The following is a 22,294-nucleotide window of genomic DNA, read 5'->3' as shown; positions in this document are numbered from 1 at the left end:
CATGATGAGACGACTTTTTGCCAAACTTCGTCGTTCGGCTCAGCGCGGGGACTCTGCCGTGACTTTTGTTCTGCTGGTACCAGTCCTAATCCTCGTGGTGGGTTTGGTTGTTGATACTGCCGGCCAAATACAAGCTTCGGAGCAGGCAACATCAGTGGCGCAGGCAGCTGCAAGAGCGGGAGCCAATGGCGGTGCGGATCCTGAGCTGCCAGCAAGCGGTCCTGTCCAAATCAGTTCTGGTCAAGCTGCCATTTCAGCCCGTCAGTATCTTGCAGCAGCAGGACTCCAGGGAACTGTTGAGGTCAACGGTCGTACCGTTACTGTGACTGCCCAAAAGAACTACCGAACCAAATTCCTATCCATGTTCGTCAGTACCCTGACGGGGACTGGATCAGCCTCAGCTCAACTGCTGAGTGGACCTTAGAGAGGGCCGTACCAATGAAAACCAAAAGGAACTTTTTGCGGAGGTCTTTGGTCCCCGTGGCTGCCCTAGTAGCCAGTGGGATTCTGCTTGTCGGCTGCACAACACCCAGTCCCACGCCTTCAGACTCACCCAGTGCAAGCACCACGGCGCCCGCGACGACTATGGCCCCCACTCCGACGGCGGGCGCGACCCAGGTGGCCCCAAAGGATTCGAAGGAAGCGATTGCTCAGGCTACTGCCGTAGCCAAGCAGTATTGGGCCATTTCGGATGAGATTCTCAACGATGGTGGGAAGGGCTCAGATCGGATCAATGCGGTGGCTGTTGGTCAGGCGAGGACGTTCGTTGTTGACTCGGCTGCCAACCTGGCGGAACAGAAGATTACGTTCACTGGGAAGAGAGGCTTCGAGGCAACGGAGGCGACTTCTTCAGACCTGACCGTCACTGATAAGTCGGGGGACAAGGTTGTGAAGGACGGGTTTGTGGGACTCACTGTTTGTAACGATGTCTCCGGCGTCTCCGGGACCAATGCTGATGGCTCTCCTGCCAAGATGAGCTCAGTTCTACGCTCGATCAATTCTGTTGAGGTCGAGTTTGACCCGGCAGCAGGCAAGTGGTTCGTTTCGCGCTATCCGACCCCATCGGGGGTGATCGCATGTTGAAAAGGGTGACAGCGGTAGGTGCTGTAATCGGATTCATCTCTGCGTTGATGTTGGGCTCTGCGTCATTGGCAATCGCCGCTGGCGACACTGAATGCAATCAGTGGGGGGTCTGCGAAATTGCGCCGCCTCCGACGCCGGAGACTCCTGGTGGTGGAACTGGTGGTGGGTCCACTGATCCGGTTACGGGTATTACTCCGGGTCCGACGACTTGCTATGCAGAGGGTTACCCCAAGGAGAAGAAGTACGAGATCCCGTGCAGTAACGAGGATGGCTCCTATGATGCTTCCACGGGTTGCCGTTGGAAGCTTGCTGATAATCAAAAGGCAGCTCCTGCGGGGGCGAGTGCAGGTGATGGTGCTTGGTACACGTGCAGCAGGTCCGTGTTTTGTGATCCGGATTCGATGTTTGCATGCATTGAGTTTGGGACCAGTCGCGATGAATGGCTGACGACACCGCCCGCTGGGGTGATGACGTTGACTCCGGCGCAGGCCGCTGCTGCCTTGGTGAAGACCTTCAATCTTGAAGGAGTCGCTATCGGTTCGACCACCAAAGCCTCAGGTAAGGGTGCTGTCGGCCTGCCTGTCTGGCTTTGGGTTGAGAACCAAACCCCGTTGTCCTTTGGCCCCTATGTTCAGTCAGCCACCCTGGGTGGGGTGACTGTGACAGCTACGGCAAAGGTGGCGAATATCGCCTACTCCATGGGTGATGGTCAGACGGTTGTTTGCGCGAATGCTGGTACTCCGTATGTCAAGGGATATGGCAATACGGATAGTCCCACTTGCGGTCACAGGTACTCGCAAATGTCACCGGGTGACGGGGCTCAGCCCTATGGTGTGACGGCAATGTCCAATTGGGAAGTGGTGTGGACCAGTACCGGTGGAGGCGGTGGTGTCATTGGCACGACAACGCAGTCACAGACGCAGATTCGTGTGGGGGAGCTGCAGACGGTGAACGTCAACCCGTAGAAGGGTGAGGGGGTGGTGCGCATGGACTTATCCGCCCTTCTATCAAACATTATCCTTAATTATCTTGATTTTTTGATAAAGATGGATAAAGGTGGATTTATGATCCTCAATGCTGCCAACCCTTATCGTCCCGGCGCCGGGAGAGTGCCTCCCGAACTGGCCGGTCGTTCCGCTGTCATGTCGGAGTATGAAAGCCTGCTCTCCACAGTCACCAGGGATCAAATGGGAGATCGACCTTGGATCATCTCCGGGTTGCGCGGCGTTGGAAAGACGGTCCTGCTCAATCAATGTTCCCGTGAGGCTTCAGCTGCAGGATGGGTGACCATCAAGATTGAGGCCAGCGGATCGCATTCCTTGGGATCTCAGCTCGCCAATGAAACCTATGTGGCCCTGCGTAAAGTCGCCAAGCTTCCAGAAAAGGTCCGCAAATCATTCCGCGAAGCCTTCAGTGTTTTCAAGGCATTCCAAATCAACATTGACCCAGCGGGTGCCTACAGCTTCGGGTTCGACGTTCAGGCAGCCAGTGGACAGGCCGATAGCGGCCAGCTCGCCACAGACCTGGCCGAACTGCTTCAATCGTTGGGGGAGGGGGCGCGGGCGGCCGGTATCGGTGTGCTCATCGCCATCGACGAGCTGCAAGAAGCAGATCGCGATGACCTCATGGCCCTCAACGTCGCCCTCCACCAACTGGGGCAGGACCCCCAACCTGTCCCGGTCATTTTCATCGGAGCTGGCCTGCCATCGTTGCCGGCCGTGATGGCAGACGCCTCTAGCTACGCCGAACGCATGTACCTCTACCGTTCCCTGGGGCTGCTGGACCCTGAGGCGACCACAGACGCCCTAGTGACCCCTGCCCGCAGAGAAGGAGTCACCTGGGGCGAAGACGCCTTAGAACAGGTTCTCGCCGTCTCCCAGGGCTATCCCTACTTCATCCAGGCATGCGGCAAGCACGTCTGGGACGTGGCAGCATCCCGAACCATCAATGCCGAAGACGCGCGTCTCGGCATAGCGCGGGCCCGTGAGGAAGTAGACGCCGGCCTGTACATGGCACGCTGGGAACGAGCAACCAACAACCAACAAGAATTCATGAAAGCCATGGCCGCCGACAACGACGAACCAAGCATGGTCAGCGAACTGGCCACCCGCCTAGGCAAACCCCAAACCACTCTCTCCATGCCTCGACGAACCCTCATCCAAGCAGGATTGGTCTACTCACCACGGCGCGGCCAACTAGCTTTCACCGTTCCTGGCATGGCTGATTTCATCAACAGAGTCCTGGGTTAAAACGATGTCAAAAACTTTCATGGCTAACGCCCACAAAAGCGACCTACACCCTAAAAGTGGGCCTATATCCGTGTGGCCGCAAAGGAAAGAGGAATCATGAGAATGGTCAAGAGCCTCTCAGCAGCTCTACTGCTCATCATCCTCGTGGCAGGAATCCCTGCCGCGCTGATCATGCTCGCCGGCAACCCCCTGCCACCGCTCGAGGTGCTGCAGGGAATGATGTCGCAGCCTGACTACGGCGGAAAGCTGCTCTTTGGTACCTTTTTCCCCCTGGTTGCTTGGGTCGCCTGGGCAACTTTCGCCTTTTCGATCATCATCGAAATCCCCGCAGCCCTCCGCGGTATCAAGGCCCCACAAATCCGTGGACTCGGCCCGCAGCAAGCATTCGCAGCTGCACTCATCGGTGCCATCCTCTTCACGGCAACAGCTGGATCCCTGGCAGGAGCGCCCAGCGCCCAAGCCACCGAATCCATAGCCCCCACACAAACAGTCTCAGCACCCCAAACGATCTCCGAAGCTACCGCAACCCCGAGCACCACACAGGCCGTACAGAAGGCCGATACCCCTGCCAGCAAGCTCCCCACATACACCGTGCAAACAGGGGATTCACTGTGGAAGATCGCGGAGCAGCACCTCGGTGACGGCACCCGCTACAAAGAGATCGCCCAGCTCAACTACGACAAGATCCAGCCTGACGGCAGCACCCTCACCCAGGAACACTGGATTGACCCGGGCTGGACGCTGACACTCCCCGCCGACGCCGCCACGACCGAGTTGCCGGCCACTGCAACCCGCACCGTGGCCCCGGGAGAAACCCTCACAGGCATCGCCCAAGAAGCCCTCGGAGATGCCACACAAGCCGATGCAATCTTCGATGCCTCAACCAGCACCGTCCAAGAGGACGGCCAGCACCTCACCGATCCCAACCTCATCCAGCCAGGCTGGAAACTCACCATCCCCACCGAAACCACAGCTGCAGCCATGACCGAAGCGCCGGCCGTAACGCTGCCGACAACTCCGGAAACGCCCAAACCCGTGGTCGAAACCCCGGCTCCCGCACCGGAGGCCCCAGCGCCCGCCAAGGAAACCCAGCCCGATGCACTGGCCGGGATGGGAATTGCACCCACCCCCGCAGTCACCAAAGACGCACCTGTCAACACCCAAACCAATCAGGCACCCGCACCAGCAGCCACAACCCAAGAGGCCGCGAGCGCTGAAGTTCTGGACACTCGCACGATCGGTGGGTTGGGTGCCATCGCTTGTGCCGGTATTCTCTCGGTGTTGGGTCTGCTTCGTTTGCGTCAGCGTCGTCGCCGTCAGCCCGGGAAGCGGCTCAACATGCCTTCTGGTGATTCGGCTACGGTTGAGCTGCAGATGCGCGCTGTGGAGGATCCGCTGCTCGTGGCTGATCTTGATGCTGGGCTGAAATTCTTGGCTGAATGGGCTCAGGACACTAACACTGCGTTGCCGCAGATGTTTAGTGCCCGTGTGGCTCAGGATGAGATTGCCATCTATTTGGCGGCTCCTGCTGAGTTGCCGGCGCCCTTCATTCGTGCTGAGAGGGATGGCACGGTGTGGACTCTGGATGCGTCTGCGATCCCTGAGTTGAACAGGATCCCTTCGGCGCCTTACCCGGCTCTTGTGACTTTGGGGCAGGATGCGAATAGTGCTCACATCATGGTGGATCTTGAGTTTATTGGTTCGCTGAACATTGATGGCACTGCTGAGCATCAGGCGCAGGCCTTGAATGCGATGGCCATTGAGATGGCGAGCTCGCCTTGGGGTGAAGATCTACAAATTACCCTGGTGGGTATTGCTGAAGGTCTGCCGGCCGCGCTGCGGACTGGTCGTGTGCGCCATCTGGACGATATGGACACGCTTCTGACCCGCCTTCGTGGGAAGGTCAAGGCCACTGAAGCTGCTTTTGCTGCCCTTGGTGTTTCCTCGGTTGAGGAGGCCCGGGCCATGGGTACTGATGCGCAGGGCTGGATCCCTGAAATTGTCATTCTCGGCACTACGCCTGACGAGCCGGCACGCACTGAGCTGGCAGATCTGGTCAGTCGCATTCCTCGGTTGGGAATCGCTGCTGTCACTGCCGGCCAGCTGGCTGGTGATTGGACTTTGAGCCTGCACGATCACTCCACCGCGACGTTGGCGCCTATCGGGTTGCAGCTGACACCTCAAATGATCAGCGACCCTGAATATGCCCAGATCCTTACTCTCCTGGCAACTACTGAGGGTCTTGATGCTCCCGGGCCCGATTGGGCGCGCAATATCGATCCCGACGAAATTTCCCTGGAGGATCTGACAACCCAGGACGAGGCTGAGGCCGCGGCTGAGACGCCGGTACGGCATCTTGAGGCAGTCCCTGAAACGGTCGTCTTCGACGCTGAATCGACTGAGATCCCTTCCGCTGTGGCTGATGAGCCAACCATCTCGGTGGATGCCAGCGAAGCGGCAGCAACCGTCCGGGAGACTGCCGATCCGGAAGTTGCACTCACCCAGGCCGGCGCAGCAGCCCCGGTCCAGGCAGACGAGGAACCCCTGCAGGGCGCCACGGCTGCAGTCGTGCGGGAAGTGCTGGGCGAGGAAACCCAAGAGGACCTGGATCCCATCATTTGCATCCTGGGCCCGGTCGTCGTTCGCAACATCCGTGGAGAAGTTCCCACCACGGCAAAGCAGGCCGTATCTACGGCCACAGTTGCTCGCTGCACGGCTTTGGCTGCATTCCTGGCCTTGAACCCGGGCGCCTCATCTGAGTCCTTCCACCGGGCGTTCTGGCCCAACCAGGACCCTGCAGGTAAGACGGCCAGCTCCAACCGGAACAAACTCTCCAACCAAACCCGAAACTGGCTGGGCCAAGACAAGGAAGGTGATCCCTACATGCCCCATGCCGCGTTGGAAGGGTACCGACTCGATGACTCAGTCCTTACTGACTGGGGAGTATGGCTCGATCTCATCGGTGAAGACTTGGCACAGACACCCACGCCGCGCCTGGTCGCCGCCCTCCGCCTGGTGCGCGGGCAGCCTTTTACCGGGGTCAAGGAATCCAACTACGCCTGGGCCGAAGTCATGCGCCAGGAAATAATCGCCGCAATCTGCGACGCAGCCCATGAACTGGCCAACCGATCCATCCGCACCAAGCAAGCCGCAAATGGCCGCCTGGCAGCCGCCAAGGGAATCATGGTTGACCCCACCAACGAAGCCATGTGGCGTGATGCCATGCTGGCCGAACACGTTGCCGGCGACCGCAGCGGGATCGAAAAAATGGTCACCAAACTCCAGACCTTCCTCAACGACTTTGAAGATGGCTACGAACCCGAAGTAAAGACCCAGGAACTCATCGATTCCCTCCTGGGCCGGGCCGTCGCCTGACCATGACCGAGGACGCCATGCCCCGAAACTACCTTGGGCGAGAAATCGCCCGAATGAAGACAAGCGACGGAATCAACCCCGCCGTGGCCACCACCATCCTGGTGGCCACGGCCGTGGTCCTCATGGGGATCCTCGCAGTCACAGGCAACGACACCACCTTCTGGGCCATCGTGTTACTTCTGGGCATAACAGCCTTCCAGGGAGGCAGAATCGGCGTCACCGACGCCCGCACCCACCGGATCCCCGACGCGCTCAGCATCCCCTACGCTGGCGGCGTGGCCGCCACCATCATCACCGCCACCATCATCACCAGTGACTGGTCCCGTCTGGGCCAAGCAACCCTCGGCACACTCGCACTGGGGCTGCTCTACCTCCTCGCCGCAGTCTTCGGAGATCTAGGCTTAGGCGATGTGAAACTGGCGGCAATAATCGGCGGAGCACTCTCCTACGCCGGATGGACACCACTGCTCTGGGGGGGCCTCCTTGGCCTTGTCCTGGCCTTTCCCCATGCACTCATCCTGCACTTCACCCAGCGGCGAGCAATCGTTCCGGCCGGTGAAACCAAAGCGGGAATCCCCCTGGCCCCATATATGGTGGCCGGAACCGCAATCGCCCTCGCCCTCGCTCTTATCCCGACAGGAATTTGATGGACCTCGCCCTCGACACCATTGACAACGAGACGTACTCCGCAGCGGATTTCAACAAAAATTCCGCGTCATGGATCGCAGAGCACCGAACGGCACTGGAGTGCGACCTCTGCCATAACCAAGCCTTCTTCAGAAAGGCTTCCGTCTCTGGGCAGGCGGCATGCTTCGGAGCGCGTCCCCACGCAGAAGGTTGTGAGCGGGCCACTCATTCAAGCGAGGAAAGCGAGCGTGCCGAAGCGCTGGAGAAGTATGTTCTTGAAAATCCCGGGGGCCACTTCGAGCTGAAATTCACCCTCCCCAAGCCGCCATCGAACAAAACACCCGTCACGGGTCTGGTCGGCGGGGGCGCCGAAAACAAAGCCGGCAAGTTCATCAAATGGGGCAAACGGCAAGAGAGTAGCTCCAGCATCCAAGCGCGTCAGATCCTCATCAACCTTGCTACCTCGGAAAAATACCGGCAATCAACGCAGACCATTTCTACACCCAAAAGCGGTGGCAAGGTTCAGATCTGTGACTACTTCATCCCTTTCCTCGACGCCTCCGAAGGCGACGCAGGCAAGGAGCGTGGTTACTGGGGAACGATCACCAAGGTGTACCCAGATGAGGGAATCACCTGGCTCAACACAGGCTTCCCCAGACACATGAGCATTGTTCTCAAAGATGAGGTTCGGGATGACCTCATTGAGGCCTACGGCTTGAACGGGGTTGAAGATCTCATTGGAGCGTATGTGCTCTTAGTCGGTGAGCTGAAGGTCAGTGCAGCGGCAAAGAAGTACATGAGGCCACCTGCAGCGCGGAACTTTGCGCTTTACATCCCCAAGGAAAATTGAGGGAATCTAGACTTGGTCAACCCAATATATGTATAGTGATAAGATCAACACATTTATTTAGGAGGTGAAGCATGAAAAAAGCAACGTTGGGCCAAGTCCCAACACTCGCGTGGATCAGCGCCCAAGCCTTTACGCAACGGAGGAAGGGCACCGGCAAATGGCCGGCACTTCTGGCCTACCCCGCTCACCTGTTCACCGCCTTGGTGATGACCGTCGATGGTGTGCTTTACCAGGACTCATCAGAGGCCATCGTTGTGGTCAAAGATCAGCGTCGAACCTCGGTGAAAGGGATCGTTGTTGGGGCCGCGCTGGTGTTTATGTTGTTCCTTCCGGCCCTTCCCGCCATCACGGGGGACTTCAGGGCATTTCCGGGGCTCCTGTTTACGGTCATCGTCGTCGGCGCGCTGTTTGCATCCATCTTTTCAATCCTCCCGAACCACGGCCGTGGTGCATCCGAGGCTGCCCTCAGTAAGGCCGTTAAGGCTGCGGCCAATGGAAGGCAGGCTTTCACGTTCTCGCTACTTGCGAGGAGCCTTGAGGCGCAGCCCGGGGCAGGAGCCAAGCTCCTCAACGAAGCGGTTGATGAACTAGCCGGCCAAGGGGCTGTCGTTGGGTGCATTGCAGCCAACCAGGAACTCATCCCGTTCTATAACCGCTTTGGGCTCCAGCAGATTGGGCAAACACAAATGATGCTCAATCCAGCGTGGGACACCGCGGGACGAGGAGCGGAAAAATAGTCATGACTGTGAACATGGTTGGGATCCAAAAAGGTGACCTACCTCGTGTGAAAGAAGCCCATCAGAGGGCAACCACTCACGAGGGGACCACTAGATGCGAAACCATGACCACACGGCACAGGCACCCTGCCGCCTGGCGGAGGTGCACCATGGCGCACACTAGTCGATGCGGAAAATCAGTCCAACCCTTGGAGACCTGCCATTGCTCCTGTGGAGGATCTCTCCACGGATCTGAGCAAGTCGGTGGAGGAGGCGCCGGGCCGATCATGCAAGCCCCTGAAGTGCTGACTCTCAAGGAGGCCAGCGATAGGACACCCAAAGGAGAACAGCGCCTGAGGGATGCCATCGACTTGGATCCGAACTCTCCGTCTGTAGATCCCCTGCGAACCAGGCTTTACCGGGTAAAGCAGGCAGATATTGCTCGTGAGAAGGACGTTGTAGGTGCGGTAGAAGTAACGGAGGAAGAGAAGCGGAAGAACTTCATTGAAGCACTGTCACAGCTGAATGAGCCTGATGGTGGGTTCACCATTGATCCCAGGACAGGAGCGGCTGAGGCGGCAGGATTTTTTGTCAGTGTGCATCCGGAGCATGAGGTGGCGGTCCCGATCGCTTCTGTGAATCCGCAATCGGTGATGAGATATGCGCGCCAGAAGCGGGAAGTTTTGGGGCAGGAGGGGAACTTCTTTGGGGGTTGGCATGACCCTGAGACGGGGATTGTGTCATTCGATGTTTCATCTAAGGCACAGTCTGCTGAGGAGGCTCGGCGTTTGTCAGCAGCTCATGGGCAGGTGGCCTTCTTTGATGCCCAGACGTTTGACTCGGTTGAGGTAGACGCCTCACAGAGAAACCGAATTGAAAACATTATTGAAGGAAGTGGTGGCAATGACTAAGAAATTGAAAGTTTTGAGCGGAGATCTTTTGGGAGATCCCTTCGAGGGCACGGCTTTTGCTTGTGCTGCCGTCTTCGGTCTCAACGGGCATGTCCCAGATCGCAAGGATCTGGTCGAGACTTTGCAAGCTGCTGGTTTGCAAGGCACGGATCAGGAAGTGCAGAAGGTTGTGGATCTCCTGCCTGAGGAGTTGAAGGCAGGCTTGGGCTAGTCCCAGCCCCGTTTTGGGCGCTGGCCCGTCCAGGGGTGCTCTCTGCCAAGCGCAGGGGGCACCCCCTTTTTTTGTGTGTTCTGGTTCCATATTGACACCTACCTCAGATATGAAGAGCACAAGCGCGCACCAATTCAAGATCTCTGGCCGGTCGGCACGGGGGCTGATCCTTGGGCCGATGGGGGAGCCACCTGAAGTGCCGGCGAAGTATCGGAACCAGATATTGACCGCGTTGTTGCGGCAGTCCAATCCTTGGCCGGCCAACTTTGATTCCCCACACACCTTTGTTGGCAACTGGGAAGAACCTGAATTTGTGGTCAAGAAAGACCCCTCGTTGATGAAGCATCTTCAGGTCAGGGATTGGCTAAAGACCCCACGGTGGGCCCAAGACGGCAGCGTCCTCCTCCTGAACTTCGTCCTGGGAATCGCCGCACTGTTCCTCATATACCGTCTGGCGACGTTGATACCAATGGGGTTTTTCTTCCAGCTTCTGGCCCCTCTGGGGGTGACCGGCATCGGACTTTATTTGCTCATCACCTGGCAGGGTCGTTTCGCCTGGAAGCGGGCGCTGAATGCAGCCCAGCCGGCTCTTGAATGGAGGACCGCACACGCAGAATCAGTCCGCTACATCGGAAACCTGCCGGACCCTGAAGCCGATCAACTAGCTCAGATCCGCAGCACGCCAGGTATTGGGCACCACGACATATGGGACTGCGCGCTCCTCCTGCAGGAGAAAGCCCCTCTAGTCACGTTCATCAACCAGTATTCAAGGTTCTACACCCCGCAGAACACCAACAGTGAATTGGTTGAAACACTCGGAGGAAAGCTCGCGGCCGCGACATCCAGGGTCAAGCAAATCGATAACGAGATCCAAACCAGGACCACGCATGCAGCGGCCATTCATGCCGCCCTCCACATCGACATCACCGATGAAGAACGCGCCTCTCTCCACCCCCTCTGACTCATAGAGAACCCCAGCAGTTCAAACACCGGTAAAACCAACAAAGGAGCCAAGAAATGCCAGAAACAACCAGCACCATCTTCACCCTGATGTCCAAGCCTGGATGCGTGCAATGCAACGCAACCCTGCGCCACTTCGAGTCCAAAGGCCTCGTCGAAGGCCGAGACTTTGTGGTGCTCGATGTAACCAAAGACGCCGAAGCGCTGAAGCGGTTGCAAGATTTGAACTATGCCCAAGCACCAGTCGTCTTCTTCGGCAACGATCACTGGAGCGGCTACCGCCCAGACAAGATCGACAAGCACCTTCTCAGCCTCCAGCCAGCCTAAGAACACGCCGACCCAAAACAGCACGGTAGTGGACTGACAACCCCAAATACCCATAGAATTAGTAGTTGTCAGATCAACATAAAAATGTACGGGACGATTGCCCCGGCATCGAGCTCAAGGAGGAAGCGAATGCGGCCCCACCCCTGGTCCCCACGCACCGTCCCTACCATCTGGGTCGACTACACCACAGGCTACGGATACACCGGAACCGGCGAGCGCGTGAAGCCCAAAGTGGGTGAGCGTCGGCAGAAGCCGAACCTAGGTGATTTGCTGGATACGGCTGCTTCGTATGGGGCTGAGCGGATCATGCTGACGGGTAAGGTTCCTGCGGCTGATATGGGGCCTGAGCGTCGTCATTGGCTGCTGGTGAAGACACCTGGCTGGCGGGCCGATGGCCACTGGTTTCTGGCTCCGGCCACGGGCCGTTTTGTGCGTGAGAGTACGGATCAGAAGGTTGAAGTCCGTACTGCTGCGGAGTGGTTTGGTGACATCGATCTGAATCCGGCCCAGGCTCGGGAGGCGTGGGATGCTACGGCGGCCATGGTTAGTTCTGTCGTTCCTGGTGCGACGTTGTTCCTTTCGCCCGCTGCCACTGGCACTAATTTGTGGGCGCTTTCCTTGCCTAAGGATCTTGATCCTGATTTTGTCACTGAGGACATTGGTGAGGAGATCCATCGAACCTCGGGCCAGCACCACCTTGAGCACAACGTTTTGGGTCCGAATTTCTCCACGCATGAGGATTGCCTCCCTCTGATCAATCCTGAGGAGCAGAAGTTCATCACCGATTTCGCCTCCATTGATGGGCGTTTTATGTATGCGGCGCTGTGTAGGGAACTTGGTGTGGGTCCTGGGCGGCGGCTGAACCGTGAAGACACTATGGAGTTGATGCGTCAGGATCCTTACCTGCGTGCCAGGATCTACGTGAAGTTCCGGGTTCCGGAGAATTGGAACCATGTGGGGTTGTTTGGCGTCCGCCATCGCAACGTCTCTGATGGTTGGTATTACCCCAATCGGCCTGGTGCAGTTGGGGAGACCTGGGCGGATGCCTCTGAAGTGTTTATGGCACAAAGGGCAGGCTGGATGGTCGATCCGGTGGAGTCTGTTGCTTTCATGAAAGCCCGTCCCCTGGATACCTTTGCTCAACGTTTGATCCGTGCCCGCGAGCGCACACTGGCTGTGGAGAATGTGGATTACGATGTGCGGGCTGCTGTGGCTTCTGCGTTGCGTTCCATTGTCATTCAGAGCATTGGTGCTTTTGCCTCGCGTGGTCGGTCAAGGACAGAGGTTGTCTGGTCAGCTGCTGAGGTTCCCACCCAGTACATGAGTAGTGTGCAGCGTCGCGGGGAGGCTTTTATTTATAAGATCCCGCAGCCGTTGAGTCAGCGGAACCGGCCGTTCTACCGGCCGGAACTTGCGGCGCAGGTGTGGGGCCGTGGCCGGGCCCGTGTGTTGGATGGTCCGGGTGCTGGGGGAGTGAGGACGGGTGTTTTGACGCTGCCTGGGAATTCGATCATCGGTATCAATGGTGACGCTGTCTACACCACGCATGTTCCGCAGTGGTCGCTTCCTGATGATTTGGGTGGTGCTGATGATGGCAAGGTGGGTCGTCTGCGGTTGCAGGGCTACGCCAGTGGGAAGTTCCAGACACCGGCCACTCTTGAGGCGCGAGATCTGCTGAAGAAGAGGGCAGATAGGAACGGGCCACAGGAAGCTTACGGGCTCTTCGCCGCACAAGCTGCTCAGAGACCCTAGATACGACCGTCGTTGAACCACTGAGATCACCAGAGAGAAAACCATAGGCATGAGCCAATCACCTGGAGCTAAACCCACAGCCCTTGAGCTTGTCACTGAGCTGAAGGGCAAGGGGATGAGCAACGCTGAAATCGCGAATGAGCTTCAGCGTGACCCCAAGATGGTGTGGAAGATCCTGCACGGAAAAACCAGTGGTGCCGCCTACCTTGACACGCTCACCGAACTCGCCAGGGATGGACATGCATCCACCCGGCCGGCCCGTCGCCGTGCCAAGGATGGGCACATTGTTCCTGTGCGTGCCAAAGCAGGGGCAGAGACAAAAACGGTGATCCCCAAGGACACTCAGGGCCGCTATGTTCCCCAGCCAAAACGCGGCAAGTTTGAATCAGCGACCACTTACTTTGGAGAGGGCGCCAGACAGCACGAAGTACGCTTCCCCAAGACCAAAGGGGCAAAGGGGCGCATTGCGGCAGTTGAGGACCTCATGTCCAAAATTCGTGGTGCCGCCAAAGCGCAAAGAAGCCACGATAAGCGGGTTCAGTTCAGTCTGACTTTCGCTGATGGCCGCGTTATGGAGGTCGGTTCTAAGAGCGGTTACTTTGCTTCTGACGTTCTGTACAACACTCGCAAGCACGGCGGTAACGCGTTGAGTTGGCTGGTTGATCAAGCCAAGGAACGCTATTTAAACCTTGACGTTGACGCTGTCCCGATTACCGGGGTCACGATGAAGCTCTACGACGCACCAGGGCTTGCCCGTGAAGCGGACCCTTATAAAAAATCCAACGAAGGCAAAGAGGACGTAGCAAAGAACCGTGTCCTGCGGACTGGTAAGAAACGCCCAGCCTTTAACCCGAAAAGAGACCTCCTGTGAGTGCAGCACAATCGATCCGAGAAAGCCTTGAATTCGTGGTTGCCCGCGAACTAGGCGAGGCAGTGAATGAGAGCGCGGTAAAGCGACTCGTCGATGCCTTCATCCAAGAGGAGCCCTGGGCGCCGGCAGGATCAGTAAATGACTTGATCAACCGCGATGGCGTAGCCAAGATCTTGGGTGTAGGCCCTCGATCCGTGAGTGAATACGCGCTCCGTGATCCAGATTTTCCCAACCCGGAAACAAACGGCCGGCTATGGTCAGCCCAAAAAATTCGCACCTACCAAAAAATGCGCACAACAACCCGCAGCCCAGGGCGACCCAAAGGATCCCCCAATAAGAAAGTCGGCTAGCATTCGCGGAACCCGAGGCTGCCCGAACCGGAATCGAGTCTGCCTCTCGCGCTGACCTCCCCTGTAGGAAGATGGATCCTTTTGAACACCGTGAACCCCGAAGAACCAGTTGACCTCACGCTTTTGGACACCATGCCCAAGCAGGACCGAGGGGAGACGATTGCGCACATCTTTGCCACGGCGGCTTTCTCTGCCATCCCCTTTGTCGGTGGATCTGTGGCGGCAGTCTTTTCAGGAGTATTTGCAGCTTCAGAACAAGCCCGCCAGGAGAAATGGTTTAGGGAGGTGGCCGAGGCCATCATGGAGCTCAAGGCGAATAGGACCATTGTCTGGGAAGAGATCTTTAAAGACGGCCGCTTCCACGCAGCGGTAGCCCAGGGGATCCGTATCGTTGCTGAGACCAACAGAGCCGAGATGCGAACCGCAGTCGCCTACGCGGTTAGCAATTCGGGATCTTGGTCGGGCAATGAAGAAGTGGTTGACCGTTTCCTTATGAAAGTGCTCAGTCGATGCGAATCAGAACACCTCCTGGCACTTCAATTCTTTGACAATCCCCATGAATTCCATCGGATCCACGGAGACCAGTTGAAGGAGGACACCCTGACGTGGATCTTTACACAAGTCATCTATAAAGACCTCGTTGAGTGGGAGCCACTGGCAGCAGCAGTCCTGAAGGATCTCTATAGCTATGGCTTGGTTATCGGAAACTACGGATTAGGGTTTGAACTACACGCGACGACCTTGCGACAAACAACTTACATAGGCCATGCCCTGCTGGAATTCGTCAGCAACAGGCCATCCTCAGATGATGAGACCGTCAGCTCATCGGTTTAGGGCCCCAAGCACACCTTGCGAACAGTCTCCGAACTAACCCCTGCCCAGCGGGCAATCTCGGTCCGGGTAACACCCGTGCCATCGACGGCCCTACGGATAGCCAGGGCCCTTTGCTTCTCCAAGGCGGCCCGCTTGGAAACAGCAGCGTCCAAGGATTTCTGAATAGAGGCTAGGGCCGTTACGTCATCGCCGTCACCAGCGACGCCACGAGCTCCGGGTTGCGCAGAGGGCGCTGCTCGCAGAATTCTATGAAGCAGCTCGCGGGAGATCCCGCCAGCCCTGGCCAGGTGCGTCACTGACGCGCCCTGAGCCACAACGGCACGGACAGCTTCATTTCTCTCGGCGCGAAGGGTGCTCTCCTTGGCGAGGACCCCTAGAAACTCCTTGTGGATCTCTTCAAGTAGTTGCTGTGGGCTGTTGTTGGGGATGGTGGTTGGCACGATCTGCCTCCTTCAATGAATGCTGACGGCGGTCAGGCGGCTTGTCGATGGTGCGAGGACTCAATGGCTGCAGATGATCCGGTTAGTTCTACGTGAGCTTCTTTTGCTGGCATGGAGCGCTGGATCCGATGTGCGGCGTAAGTGCCGGCAGCAAGCACCATGAGAGCCAAGAGGGTGACTCCGTTGAGAACCGGCGTGGAGAAACCGATGGCGTAGGCCAGGACAGTCGATGTGATGGCAATGAGGATGGCAATTCTTCGGCGCAACAAGGTTGTCATGGTGCTCTCCAATATATAAATGTGTTGATCCGACAACAACTAATATAACTCCTGCGAGACCCATCGTCAATGGGGTTGGGGCGCCAGATTGAGGTTGGACCGTGGGGCTCAGCGGCCGCTTGTGATCTCACTGATGCGTTGGCCGGTGGCGGTGACGATGGAAGAGTCTGAGGGCCTCAGGAGCGTGGTTTTGTTGGTGTAGAGCGCAATGATTGCTCTGTGAAAGGCGGGGGTTGCCCCCTGCATTTTGGTGATGTCGTCCGCGGAGATCTTGTGCGACGGATCCTGCGCGTGCTCGAGACTGCGGAGGATGCCCGTTTCGTTGGCCCAGGCGGCAATATCCGCGTTGGTGACGGTGACTTCTGTCTTGTAAGTAGCGTGCTCTGACCAGGTCACTGTGTACTTCACGGGATTCCTCCTTTCTCGCGACGTGGCGCCAATTGGGGTTAGGCCTGGGGTTTGTGTCCGGTCAGCTTGTGATACTCCACCGTCTGCGTCCAGGTGCGGTCGGGCCGCTGGCGGATAGAGACAGACTTTGCGTTCACCCGCACTACGGGGTACCAGTCCCCGAGGTAGTGGATCAGATCCCCTTTGGAAATGTTGTCCTTGGAGTAGTCCACAACCTGGCCGGCGTTGATCTGCTCGGCGCGGATGCCTGTCCAGTAGGCAAGCTTGTCTTCATGAGCTGCGATCTGCTCAGTCAGGTCGGTCGCGCGGCTGGCAGCCCAGCCCTTGTCCTTGTAGATGGTCGTGGTGGCTACAAGCTGGGAGTTCAGGGCGCGCAGCTCAGTCTGCATCGTCTTGATGCGATTTCCGACCGTTACGGGATTGTGGCGGTGGGTGGTTGCTGTGGCGGCAACAATTGCGGAATCGGCCATTTCCTTGGCTGCCCGCTCGGTCTCCATGGTGCGAAGCGTCCAAGTGCGGGCACGGTCCAGGGTTTTGCGATGCCTCGCCTCGGAATGATGACCCACCAAAATGGGCTGTCCCATGGGCGGCAGCTGGCGGTCATAGTCGGTGGCCTTGGCCTGCTGGGCAGTGGCGAGGGTATTCAATCGAGCCGCCTTTACCTCGCGGCGCGCTGCCCGGGCGGTATCCCTGATGGATCGATCCGCTTCCACTTCAGCCTCCGGGCGGAGTGTTGTGTCGAGAGCCCTCTCAACAGGGTGGCCAGAGTTTCTGAGATGCTCGCGCGTGCGGTCGATGACGGCCATCTTCGGCCTCTGATCACGTGAACGGGGCAGGTACCAGGATCCTAGGTTCCTTGACCAGCGAAACCCGTTTGCTTTCAGGATTTCAGGGCTACCGTCGCCTTTTGAGGTGCCGTCAATGAGGGTTCCGTGTTCTGCGGAATGACTTATGGAAATCATGAAACTCACCTAACTAAATATGTTGATCTGACAACAACTAATTTAGTGTTCGATGGGCTGACTGTCAACCCCATTGGTGGGAGCCGCCCAGAGGTATAACCGAGCCCGTTTTGGCCACCTGTTTTTGGGCATGAAGAAAGGCACCCGGTAGGAGGAGAGTGAGATTGTCAGATCAACACTAGCCATACCGGGTGCCTTGTTTCTCAATGCTATACCACCACACGGGCGGCTGTCTCATTGATTTTGGGCCTTTTCTCCCCACCAGCTGGTGGGAAGAAAAGGCCGACTGAATTCAGGAAGTTTCACGCCTCAGTGAGACCAATCTCCATCCCTCCGGTACCAATGCTTCTACCATTATCTTTGCTTTAGGGTAGGTGTCAGCGTTGGCCGACACCTCACTGATTTCAGCGTCCTTCTCGACTACTCCCACTAGCTTCATGCCACGATCGTAGGCAGAACTATCTGCCCTCAAGTGCCACGACAGAATGAGCCCATGCCCAAGAGCGCTGCACAGCGAAGGAGGAGGGGTACCAGATAGGACATAACGGGGCAGAATGTGGAACATGTGTGGACGATACGTAGTAGCCCGACGAGTAGGCATTATCGCGGTAGATACAACGCGGCGTTCGGTGCTCCTTTTGTAGCTTCATTTATGAATCTCTTCACTCGTAGCTGCTAAGAGTGGTTCGCCCGTGCACGGGCGGAGCTGACAGACTACTTTCCGATGGCTTTGAGTAGGGCTGCGGTGTACGTGATGGCTACGAGGTTGTGTCCTGTTTGGTTGAGGTGGACGTTATCTTTGTAGTTGTTGCTGGCGGTAGTGGCCATGCCAGCGACACTGACTGGGATATAGCCTTGTGATTTGGCGGCCTGGATGATCAGCTGGTCGACGTGTCGCCTGTTCGTGTGGCCGGGAGCGTTCGTGGACATGACGCCGTTGACGATTATTGGGGTCTTCGGGTAGAGGCGATGCAGTTCGGCCCATGTTTTGGTGGCGTGGGTGATGATGTCATGGTCGCTGGCATTGGCGGTTGCGTCATTGCCACCCAGGGTAATGAAAATGGCTCCGGGGTTCCCTTGGGGTAGGAGTATGCGCAGGGAGCTGAGCACGTCATCTGGTGTTCCCCCAGTGGATGGGGTGGTGCGGGTGTATCCCCAGCCGCCAAAGCCCAACTCGACTTTCTTGGGGAACCCTGCGGCACGGGCTCCTTGCTCAGTCCAGGAGTCCCCCGCTAGTTGGGAGTCACCGATGATGATCGCGGTAGCTTTATTGACTGTGGTGGCGGAGTAGAGTGCTTTTGTCTGGGGGTCCCAGATCGTTTCGATTCTTTGAAACGCCGTATGAACACCTCGGCCATCGGCCCAGGAATCCTTGACTGGCCAGCCCAAGCGTTCCCGATTCGCGCCCCAGCCGTGGAAAGTCTCCAAGTTGACGATTTTTGCACCGGCGGTAGGGCCCGTGACTAGGTAGCCGGTGGCGAAGCGCTGTGCCCAACCGGTACCTGCGGCGATCTTCTCTCCTACCGGGAAGCCCAGCTGCCCCGATGGTCCCCCTAAAGCAACATATCTGCTTTCAATCTCGCCATTGATGGTTATGTGAGCGCCTGTCGAAGGTGACCAGTAGATGGTGCCGTTTTGGAAGTTTTGGGCTTGACCTTGGCCGATGGTGGATTCGTCGCTTATCGGAAATCCAAGAGGTCCGCCCTCTGAGCCGGAGTTCACCCACGTGGTGCGGATGGCTCCCAATGTCTCGTGGGTTCCTGTCGAGGGAGAGTAGACAAGTGAGCCCGTGGTGAAGTTCTGAGTGCTTCCCTTACCTGGCAAGGGCGTGGGGTTTCCTGAAGGGGGTCCGAACGGGCCTGTGGGGCCGCCGGTGGATAACCAGTGAGTGCGCAGAGGCCCGTTCGTCACGTAGGTTGCACCGGTCTTTTGCGTCCAGTAGATGTCACCTCCGGAAAATGACTGGTGGCAGCTGAAAGTGTCTGCCGTATCAACGCATGCCGTGGCGGATGTGGTGCGTGCCAACACCGGATGGGCGAGGTCGGAGTTGTAGAGGGCCGTTATTTGTCTCTCCACGGTCAGGTGCCGGAGGAGGGCGTCAGCGTTAGCACTGCTCAGTGCCAGCATCAAGACAATGATGGTTGTGTAGGTTCTCATAGCCTTGGCCAGCGTCGCGGCAACGGGACTCCAGTTTTTCTTCCCGCGTTTCATGGCCGCAGCCTCAGTGAACCACTCGCCTTGCCTTGGACTAGCCAACTGGTTGATGGTCCGGACGAAGGAGCCAGCGACGATGAGTAAGGTTCTGGGCAGTAGCGAGGTTTACCCCGGTCTTCTATGAATTGATCGTGAACGGACCACCGGCTCTCCGTCCGGGCAATCACCGTTGTGCCATTGAGGGGTTTCATCGCTCAGACTCTTGCAAGCGCTTAATGGGGTTGGCAGGATATGAGCGGGGGCTGGGCTGGGTGCTGGTTCCTTTGCTTTTTCCTTTGGTGGGGCGGCGGATGATCTTCCCGGCAAGGCTGAGGCTTTGAAGGAGGGAAACGTTGGGCAGGTAGGCGCGGCCGATGGCGTTTGCGATGCTGGGCAGCGCAGCGGCGTCGGGGTAGACCATGTAGAGGGGCTCATAGCGTGGCCGGAATTTTGATTTGAACAGCAACAGAGACGTGAATCCGTAGACAGGTTCAAGGAGGGTACCTAGCCGTTCGAGTAGGCGGTCCAGTCCGGCCAGTCGCTGGTCAGGGATACTTGATGCGCCCTCTACGCTATGGAACTCGATGCGGGCCAGGGGTGCACCTGAAAGGCTGATGAATTCGTAGCCTTCGTCTTTGAAGGTCAGTGCGGCTGAGGCGATGAGGAATTCGATGCTGGCACGGAAGCCGGTGTTGCGGCGGCGCATGAAGTCCAAGGTCCAGCCGATGACGGCTCCATCTCGGTAGACGGGCAGCCAGGAAGTGATGGCGTGGACGGTGTGCTGGTCGTCGATGGCCATCAGACAGCGTACTTCGGGGTCGTTGATCTCCTCAATGCCACCGAGGGTGAAGCCCATTTCCGGCATCTTTTGATCGGCGACCCATTCTTCGGAGATAGCGTGGATTTGGTCTGCAATGGCCAAGGGCACGTCAGGGTAGGACACCCAGTGGGTGTGGATGCCTTCCTTGGCGGCCTTGTTTAGTGCCGTGCGAATGTCTTGGAACTTCTTGCCAGTGAAGGAGAGGCCCGGCAGGTCCAGGATGGTTTCTTGGGCTACCTGTACCGATCCCCATCCGAGGTCAGTGGTGGCCTCCTTGGTGTCCGTGGGCACGGAGTAGAAGCAGGGGGTCCAGCCTTTGTCCGCCGCGTGGTGAGTGAACTCATCGATCGTGGTGCGTAGTTCCGCAGATGGTCCCACGGGTGGCCCCAGGGTCAGTGCGATGCCCGAGAGGACCCGGTAGGCGATGAAGCTGTTGCCGGAGCTGGAGAACCAGTAGCTGTTCCCGTTCCACAGTGTCATCCACGACAGTGATGAGCTCTGGGTAGCCTTGAGGAGGTTTCGGGCACGGTCCGAATCGGCGCCATGGATGTTGTGGGCTGGCCGCAAAAAGGATCTCAGGATCAGAACTGCGGTGATGGTCCAAAAGATGATGCCGATGCCTTCATAGAGGACGACGGCGGCACCACTGTGGGGGAAGAACGCCGGGGAAAGATCCAGCGCGTAGCCCAACGGGAGAAACCGGTCCGGCAGGTCGGCCAGCAGCGCCGGGAGACCCGGAACGGGTGTGAAGCCCGGTGCCAGGAGCAGACCCACCGTCACGTAAATAGTGGAGAGGATTGCTGCGGTGGCAAGCACCGCTTGGGTGAGATGGCGATAGGTTTTCGGTGGTGCGCTGACGTGAAACAGTCCCCGAGTCGCCAGAAGCAGAACCAGCAGTAGTATCGGCAACAGAAGGGGAAGGATGAGGCTCAATGGGTGCCCGAAGGTGGTGACATCAATGGCGCCCAAGCCTTCGTTCGGGGAATTGTTTGGCCCGGCAGGCATCAGTACTGCAGCAATGTAGCTGCCCGCGAGTATTGCTAGGGCACTTTGGATTATCAGGGCTGCGTACCAGGCGAAGCGCCGGCCACGGCGCAGCCCGTCAGCGGCCACAAGCAGTAACACCGAAGGCAAGATTGACATGAAAATGCCGCCGGCACCGGCGCGCAGCTGCATCTGGGCTGCAGCGCAGTCCCCGGCTTGGGTGGGGTCGGTACACAGTGCTTGCAGGGTTTGTGGATCAACAGCTTGGATGTTGGTGAAAAGATATCGGAGCACGGCCAAGGGGCCGACGGCGTGGGGCAGCAGACCAGCTAGAACTGGCCCAATTGCGGAGGCAGCCACGATGAGGGCGACCAGGACCCTGGCTTCCCGACGGGAGGTGACCGGGACACCAATTCGAGGGGCTCGACCAAATAACAGGGGTCCCAGGAAGGCCCCGGCGGTGGCGGCAGCGAGTCTGATCAGGTCCGGGAAAGAACCACTGTAGAGGGCCAGCAGAATCAACAGTGCGAAGACCACGAGCCGAATCCGGCGCCGCCACAGCGTGCCCAAAGTCGCAGTCGCGGCCAAGGCAGCACCGCACACCAATGCCGACGGTCCAAGGTAAGAATGGGACAAGAGTTCCACAGACCAACTGCCCATCAAAGTCCGTCCCACATGGACAATACCGATCACGGCAACAATTCCGGTCGCCTGGGCGGTGAGGCCGGCAACGGCAAAGCGGATGCTACCCAACCGACGCTCTGCCGGAATACCCACTATGAGCAACAGGACGGTCCCGATCAGATATCCGCTCAGTCCACGCTCCCAGAACGCGCCGGTGGCGACCACCCACCATTGCCCAGGTAGGGATGATGCGGTGACAACTGCCGCAGAACGCAGCGTCCCGTGCAGTCCGGTCAGAATCGTGCCTGTCAGCAGCCCCGGAACCCACAAGAGCACCAGGAAAATCGTCGTCACCGGGGCGTGAATCCACGCCTGCAACCACGCGGGCCGAAGCCCGGATTCCCGTTTCCGGAGCCTGTCCTGGGACTGCTCCAATACTTTCACTGCCGTCCCTCAACTTGTCCTTGTG

22 protein-coding genes are annotated in these 22,294 nt (G+C 58.1%); 16 read left to right on the top strand and 6 right to left on the bottom strand.

Annotated features, from left to right (window positions below; translation table 11 throughout):
* Position 1: 1 nt before the first annotated feature.
* The 16 genes from CVS27_RS21670 to CVS27_RS15420 all read left to right on the top strand — a co-directional run bounded on the left by CVS27_RS21670 (position 2) and on the right by CVS27_RS15420 (position 15,116).
* Positions 2-424 (top strand): pilus assembly protein TadG-related protein, encoded by a 423-nt coding sequence (locus CVS27_RS21670; RefSeq protein ID WP_103466747.1) that lies wholly within the window; start codon positions 2-4, stop codon positions 422-424.
* A gap of 161 nt (positions 425-585) precedes the next feature.
* Entirely contained in the window at positions 586-1,083 is a 498-nt protein-coding gene (locus CVS27_RS15490) for a hypothetical protein (protein ID WP_103466746.1), read from the top strand.
* A 467-nt stretch (positions 1,084-1,550) separates the two neighbouring features.
* Complete coding sequence (locus tag CVS27_RS15485; RefSeq protein ID WP_243400220.1) at positions 1,551-2,048, top strand: hypothetical protein; 498 nt, start codon at positions 1,551-1,553, stop codon at positions 2,046-2,048.
* Between the two features lie 99 nt (positions 2,049-2,147).
* The gene (locus tag CVS27_RS15480; protein WP_165788324.1) at positions 2,148-3,332 is read left to right on the top strand and encodes a DUF8462 domain-containing protein; all 1,185 of its coding nucleotides are present in this window, start codon (positions 2,148-2,150) and stop codon (positions 3,330-3,332) included.
* A gap of 96 nt (positions 3,333-3,428) precedes the next feature.
* Positions 3,429-6,707, top strand: coding sequence for a bacterial transcriptional activator domain-containing protein (locus CVS27_RS15475; RefSeq protein ID WP_103466743.1), 3,279 nt, complete (start codon positions 3,429-3,431; stop codon positions 6,705-6,707).
* 53 nt (positions 6,708-6,760) lie between these two features.
* A complete protein-coding gene (locus tag CVS27_RS15470) occupies positions 6,761-7,354 on the top strand; it encodes a prepilin peptidase (RefSeq protein WP_165788323.1) in 594 nt (197 codons plus the stop codon).
* Positions 7,354-8,184, top strand: a complete 831-nt coding sequence (locus CVS27_RS15465; protein WP_103466741.1) for a hypothetical protein — start codon at positions 7,354-7,356, stop codon at positions 8,182-8,184. The genes CVS27_RS15470 and CVS27_RS15465 overlap by 1 nt, the downstream gene beginning before the upstream one ends.
* Positions 8,185-8,255: 71 nt before the next feature.
* On the top strand, positions 8,256-8,921 hold the full coding sequence (locus CVS27_RS15460) for a GNAT family N-acetyltransferase (protein ID WP_103466740.1): 666 nt from the start codon (positions 8,256-8,258) through the stop codon (positions 8,919-8,921).
* 266 nt (positions 8,922-9,187) lie between these two features.
* Entirely contained in the window at positions 9,188-9,811 is a 624-nt protein-coding gene (locus tag CVS27_RS15455; protein ID WP_103466739.1) for a hypothetical protein, read from the top strand.
* Positions 9,804-10,022 (top strand): hypothetical protein, encoded by a 219-nt coding sequence (locus CVS27_RS15450; RefSeq protein WP_103466738.1) that lies wholly within the window; start codon positions 9,804-9,806, stop codon positions 10,020-10,022. Before CVS27_RS15455 ends, CVS27_RS15450 begins: the two co-directional genes overlap by 8 nt.
* Positions 10,023-10,131: 109 nt before the next feature.
* On the top strand, positions 10,132-10,983 hold the full coding sequence (locus CVS27_RS15445; protein ID WP_103466737.1) for a hypothetical protein: 852 nt from the start codon (positions 10,132-10,134) through the stop codon (positions 10,981-10,983).
* A 56-nt stretch (positions 10,984-11,039) separates the two neighbouring features.
* On the top strand, positions 11,040-11,309 hold the full coding sequence (locus tag CVS27_RS15440) for a glutaredoxin family protein (protein ID WP_103466736.1): 270 nt from the start codon (positions 11,040-11,042) through the stop codon (positions 11,307-11,309).
* Between the two features lie 129 nt (positions 11,310-11,438).
* Complete coding sequence (locus CVS27_RS15435; protein ID WP_103466735.1) at positions 11,439-13,061, top strand: hypothetical protein; 1,623 nt, start codon at positions 11,439-11,441, stop codon at positions 13,059-13,061.
* Positions 13,062-13,110: 49 nt separating this feature from the next.
* A complete protein-coding gene (locus tag CVS27_RS15430) occupies positions 13,111-13,932 on the top strand; it encodes a hypothetical protein (protein ID WP_103466734.1) in 822 nt (273 codons plus the stop codon).
* Positions 13,929-14,282 carry a hypothetical protein gene (locus CVS27_RS15425; protein ID WP_103466733.1) on the top strand — a complete coding sequence of 118 codons (354 nt, stop codon included), beginning with the start codon at positions 13,929-13,931 and terminating at the stop codon, positions 14,280-14,282. Before CVS27_RS15430 ends, CVS27_RS15425 begins: the two co-directional genes overlap by 4 nt.
* A gap of 90 nt (positions 14,283-14,372) precedes the next feature.
* Positions 14,373-15,116, top strand: coding sequence for a hypothetical protein (locus CVS27_RS15420; RefSeq protein WP_133162948.1), 744 nt, complete (start codon positions 14,373-14,375; stop codon positions 15,114-15,116).
* On the opposite strand, the gene CVS27_RS15415 is transcribed toward CVS27_RS15420, so the two are convergent.
* The 6 genes from CVS27_RS15415 to CVS27_RS15390 form a co-directional block, all read right to left on the bottom strand.
* Complete coding sequence (locus tag CVS27_RS15415) at positions 15,113-15,556, bottom strand: hypothetical protein (protein WP_103466731.1); 444 nt, start codon at positions 15,554-15,556, stop codon at positions 15,113-15,115. The genes CVS27_RS15420 and CVS27_RS15415 overlap by 4 nt on opposite strands.
* 32 nt (positions 15,557-15,588) lie before the next feature.
* Entirely contained in the window at positions 15,589-15,834 is a 246-nt protein-coding gene (locus CVS27_RS15410; RefSeq protein WP_103466730.1) for a hypothetical protein, read from the bottom strand.
* A gap of 108 nt (positions 15,835-15,942) precedes the next feature.
* Complete coding sequence (locus tag CVS27_RS15405; protein WP_103466729.1) at positions 15,943-16,242, bottom strand: hypothetical protein; 300 nt, start codon at positions 16,240-16,242, stop codon at positions 15,943-15,945.
* Between the two features lie 38 nt (positions 16,243-16,280).
* Entirely contained in the window at positions 16,281-17,048 is a 768-nt protein-coding gene (locus CVS27_RS15400; protein ID WP_279325125.1) for a DUF3560 domain-containing protein, read from the bottom strand.
* Between the two features lie 870 nt (positions 17,049-17,918).
* Complete coding sequence (locus CVS27_RS15395) at positions 17,919-19,415, bottom strand: SGNH/GDSL hydrolase family protein (protein ID WP_103466727.1); 1,497 nt, start codon at positions 19,413-19,415, stop codon at positions 17,919-17,921.
* A gap of 190 nt (positions 19,416-19,605) precedes the next feature.
* Positions 19,606-22,269, bottom strand: coding sequence for a bifunctional lysylphosphatidylglycerol flippase/synthetase MprF (locus tag CVS27_RS15390; protein WP_103466726.1), 2,664 nt, complete (start codon positions 22,267-22,269; stop codon positions 19,606-19,608).
* Positions 22,270-22,294 lie beyond the last annotated feature (25 nt).

Origin of the sequence: Arthrobacter glacialis, assembly GCF_002909445.1 — a bacterium.
Lineage (GTDB): Bacteria > Actinomycetota > Actinomycetes > Actinomycetales > Micrococcaceae > Specibacter > Specibacter glacialis.
This window is presented reverse-complemented; position numbering and strand designations above follow the sequence as displayed.

What these genes read in the sequence shown, in the direction of transcription:
- CVS27_RS21670 (WP_103466747.1), top strand. Translation starts at nt 2, where the DNA reads ATGATGAGACGACTTTTTGCCAAACTTCGTCGTTCGGCTCAGCGCGGG.
- CVS27_RS15490 (WP_103466746.1), top strand. Translation starts at nt 586, where the DNA reads ATGGCCCCCACTCCGACGGCGGGCGCGACCCAGGTGGCCCCAAAGGAT.
- CVS27_RS15485 (WP_243400220.1), top strand. Translation starts at nt 1,551, where the DNA reads ATGACGTTGACTCCGGCGCAGGCCGCTGCTGCCTTGGTGAAGACCTTC.
- CVS27_RS15480 (WP_165788324.1), top strand. Translation starts at nt 2,148, where the DNA reads ATGATCCTCAATGCTGCCAACCCTTATCGTCCCGGCGCCGGGAGAGTG.
- CVS27_RS15475 (WP_103466743.1), top strand. Translation starts at nt 3,429, where the DNA reads ATGAGAATGGTCAAGAGCCTCTCAGCAGCTCTACTGCTCATCATCCTC.
- CVS27_RS15470 (WP_165788323.1), top strand. Translation starts at nt 6,761, where the DNA reads ATGAAGACAAGCGACGGAATCAACCCCGCCGTGGCCACCACCATCCTG.
- CVS27_RS15465 (WP_103466741.1), top strand. Translation starts at nt 7,354, where the DNA reads ATGGACCTCGCCCTCGACACCATTGACAACGAGACGTACTCCGCAGCG.
- CVS27_RS15460 (WP_103466740.1), top strand. Translation starts at nt 8,256, where the DNA reads ATGAAAAAAGCAACGTTGGGCCAAGTCCCAACACTCGCGTGGATCAGC.
- CVS27_RS15455 (WP_103466739.1), top strand. Translation starts at nt 9,188, where the DNA reads ATGCAAGCCCCTGAAGTGCTGACTCTCAAGGAGGCCAGCGATAGGACA.
- CVS27_RS15450 (WP_103466738.1), top strand. Translation starts at nt 9,804, where the DNA reads ATGACTAAGAAATTGAAAGTTTTGAGCGGAGATCTTTTGGGAGATCCC.
- CVS27_RS15445 (WP_103466737.1), top strand. Translation starts at nt 10,132, where the DNA reads ATGAAGAGCACAAGCGCGCACCAATTCAAGATCTCTGGCCGGTCGGCA.
- CVS27_RS15440 (WP_103466736.1), top strand. Translation starts at nt 11,040, where the DNA reads ATGCCAGAAACAACCAGCACCATCTTCACCCTGATGTCCAAGCCTGGA.
- CVS27_RS15435 (WP_103466735.1), top strand. Translation starts at nt 11,439, where the DNA reads ATGCGGCCCCACCCCTGGTCCCCACGCACCGTCCCTACCATCTGGGTC.
- CVS27_RS15430 (WP_103466734.1), top strand. Translation starts at nt 13,111, where the DNA reads ATGAGCCAATCACCTGGAGCTAAACCCACAGCCCTTGAGCTTGTCACT.
- CVS27_RS15410 (WP_103466730.1), bottom strand. Translation starts at nt 15,834, where the DNA reads ATGACAACCTTGTTGCGCCGAAGAATTGCCATCCTCATTGCCATCACA.
- CVS27_RS15400 (WP_279325125.1), bottom strand. Translation starts at nt 17,048, where the DNA reads ATGGCCGTCATCGACCGCACGCGCGAGCATCTCAGAAACTCTGGCCAC.
- CVS27_RS15395 (WP_103466727.1), bottom strand. Translation starts at nt 19,415, where the DNA reads ATGAAACGCGGGAAGAAAAACTGGAGTCCCGTTGCCGCGACGCTGGCC.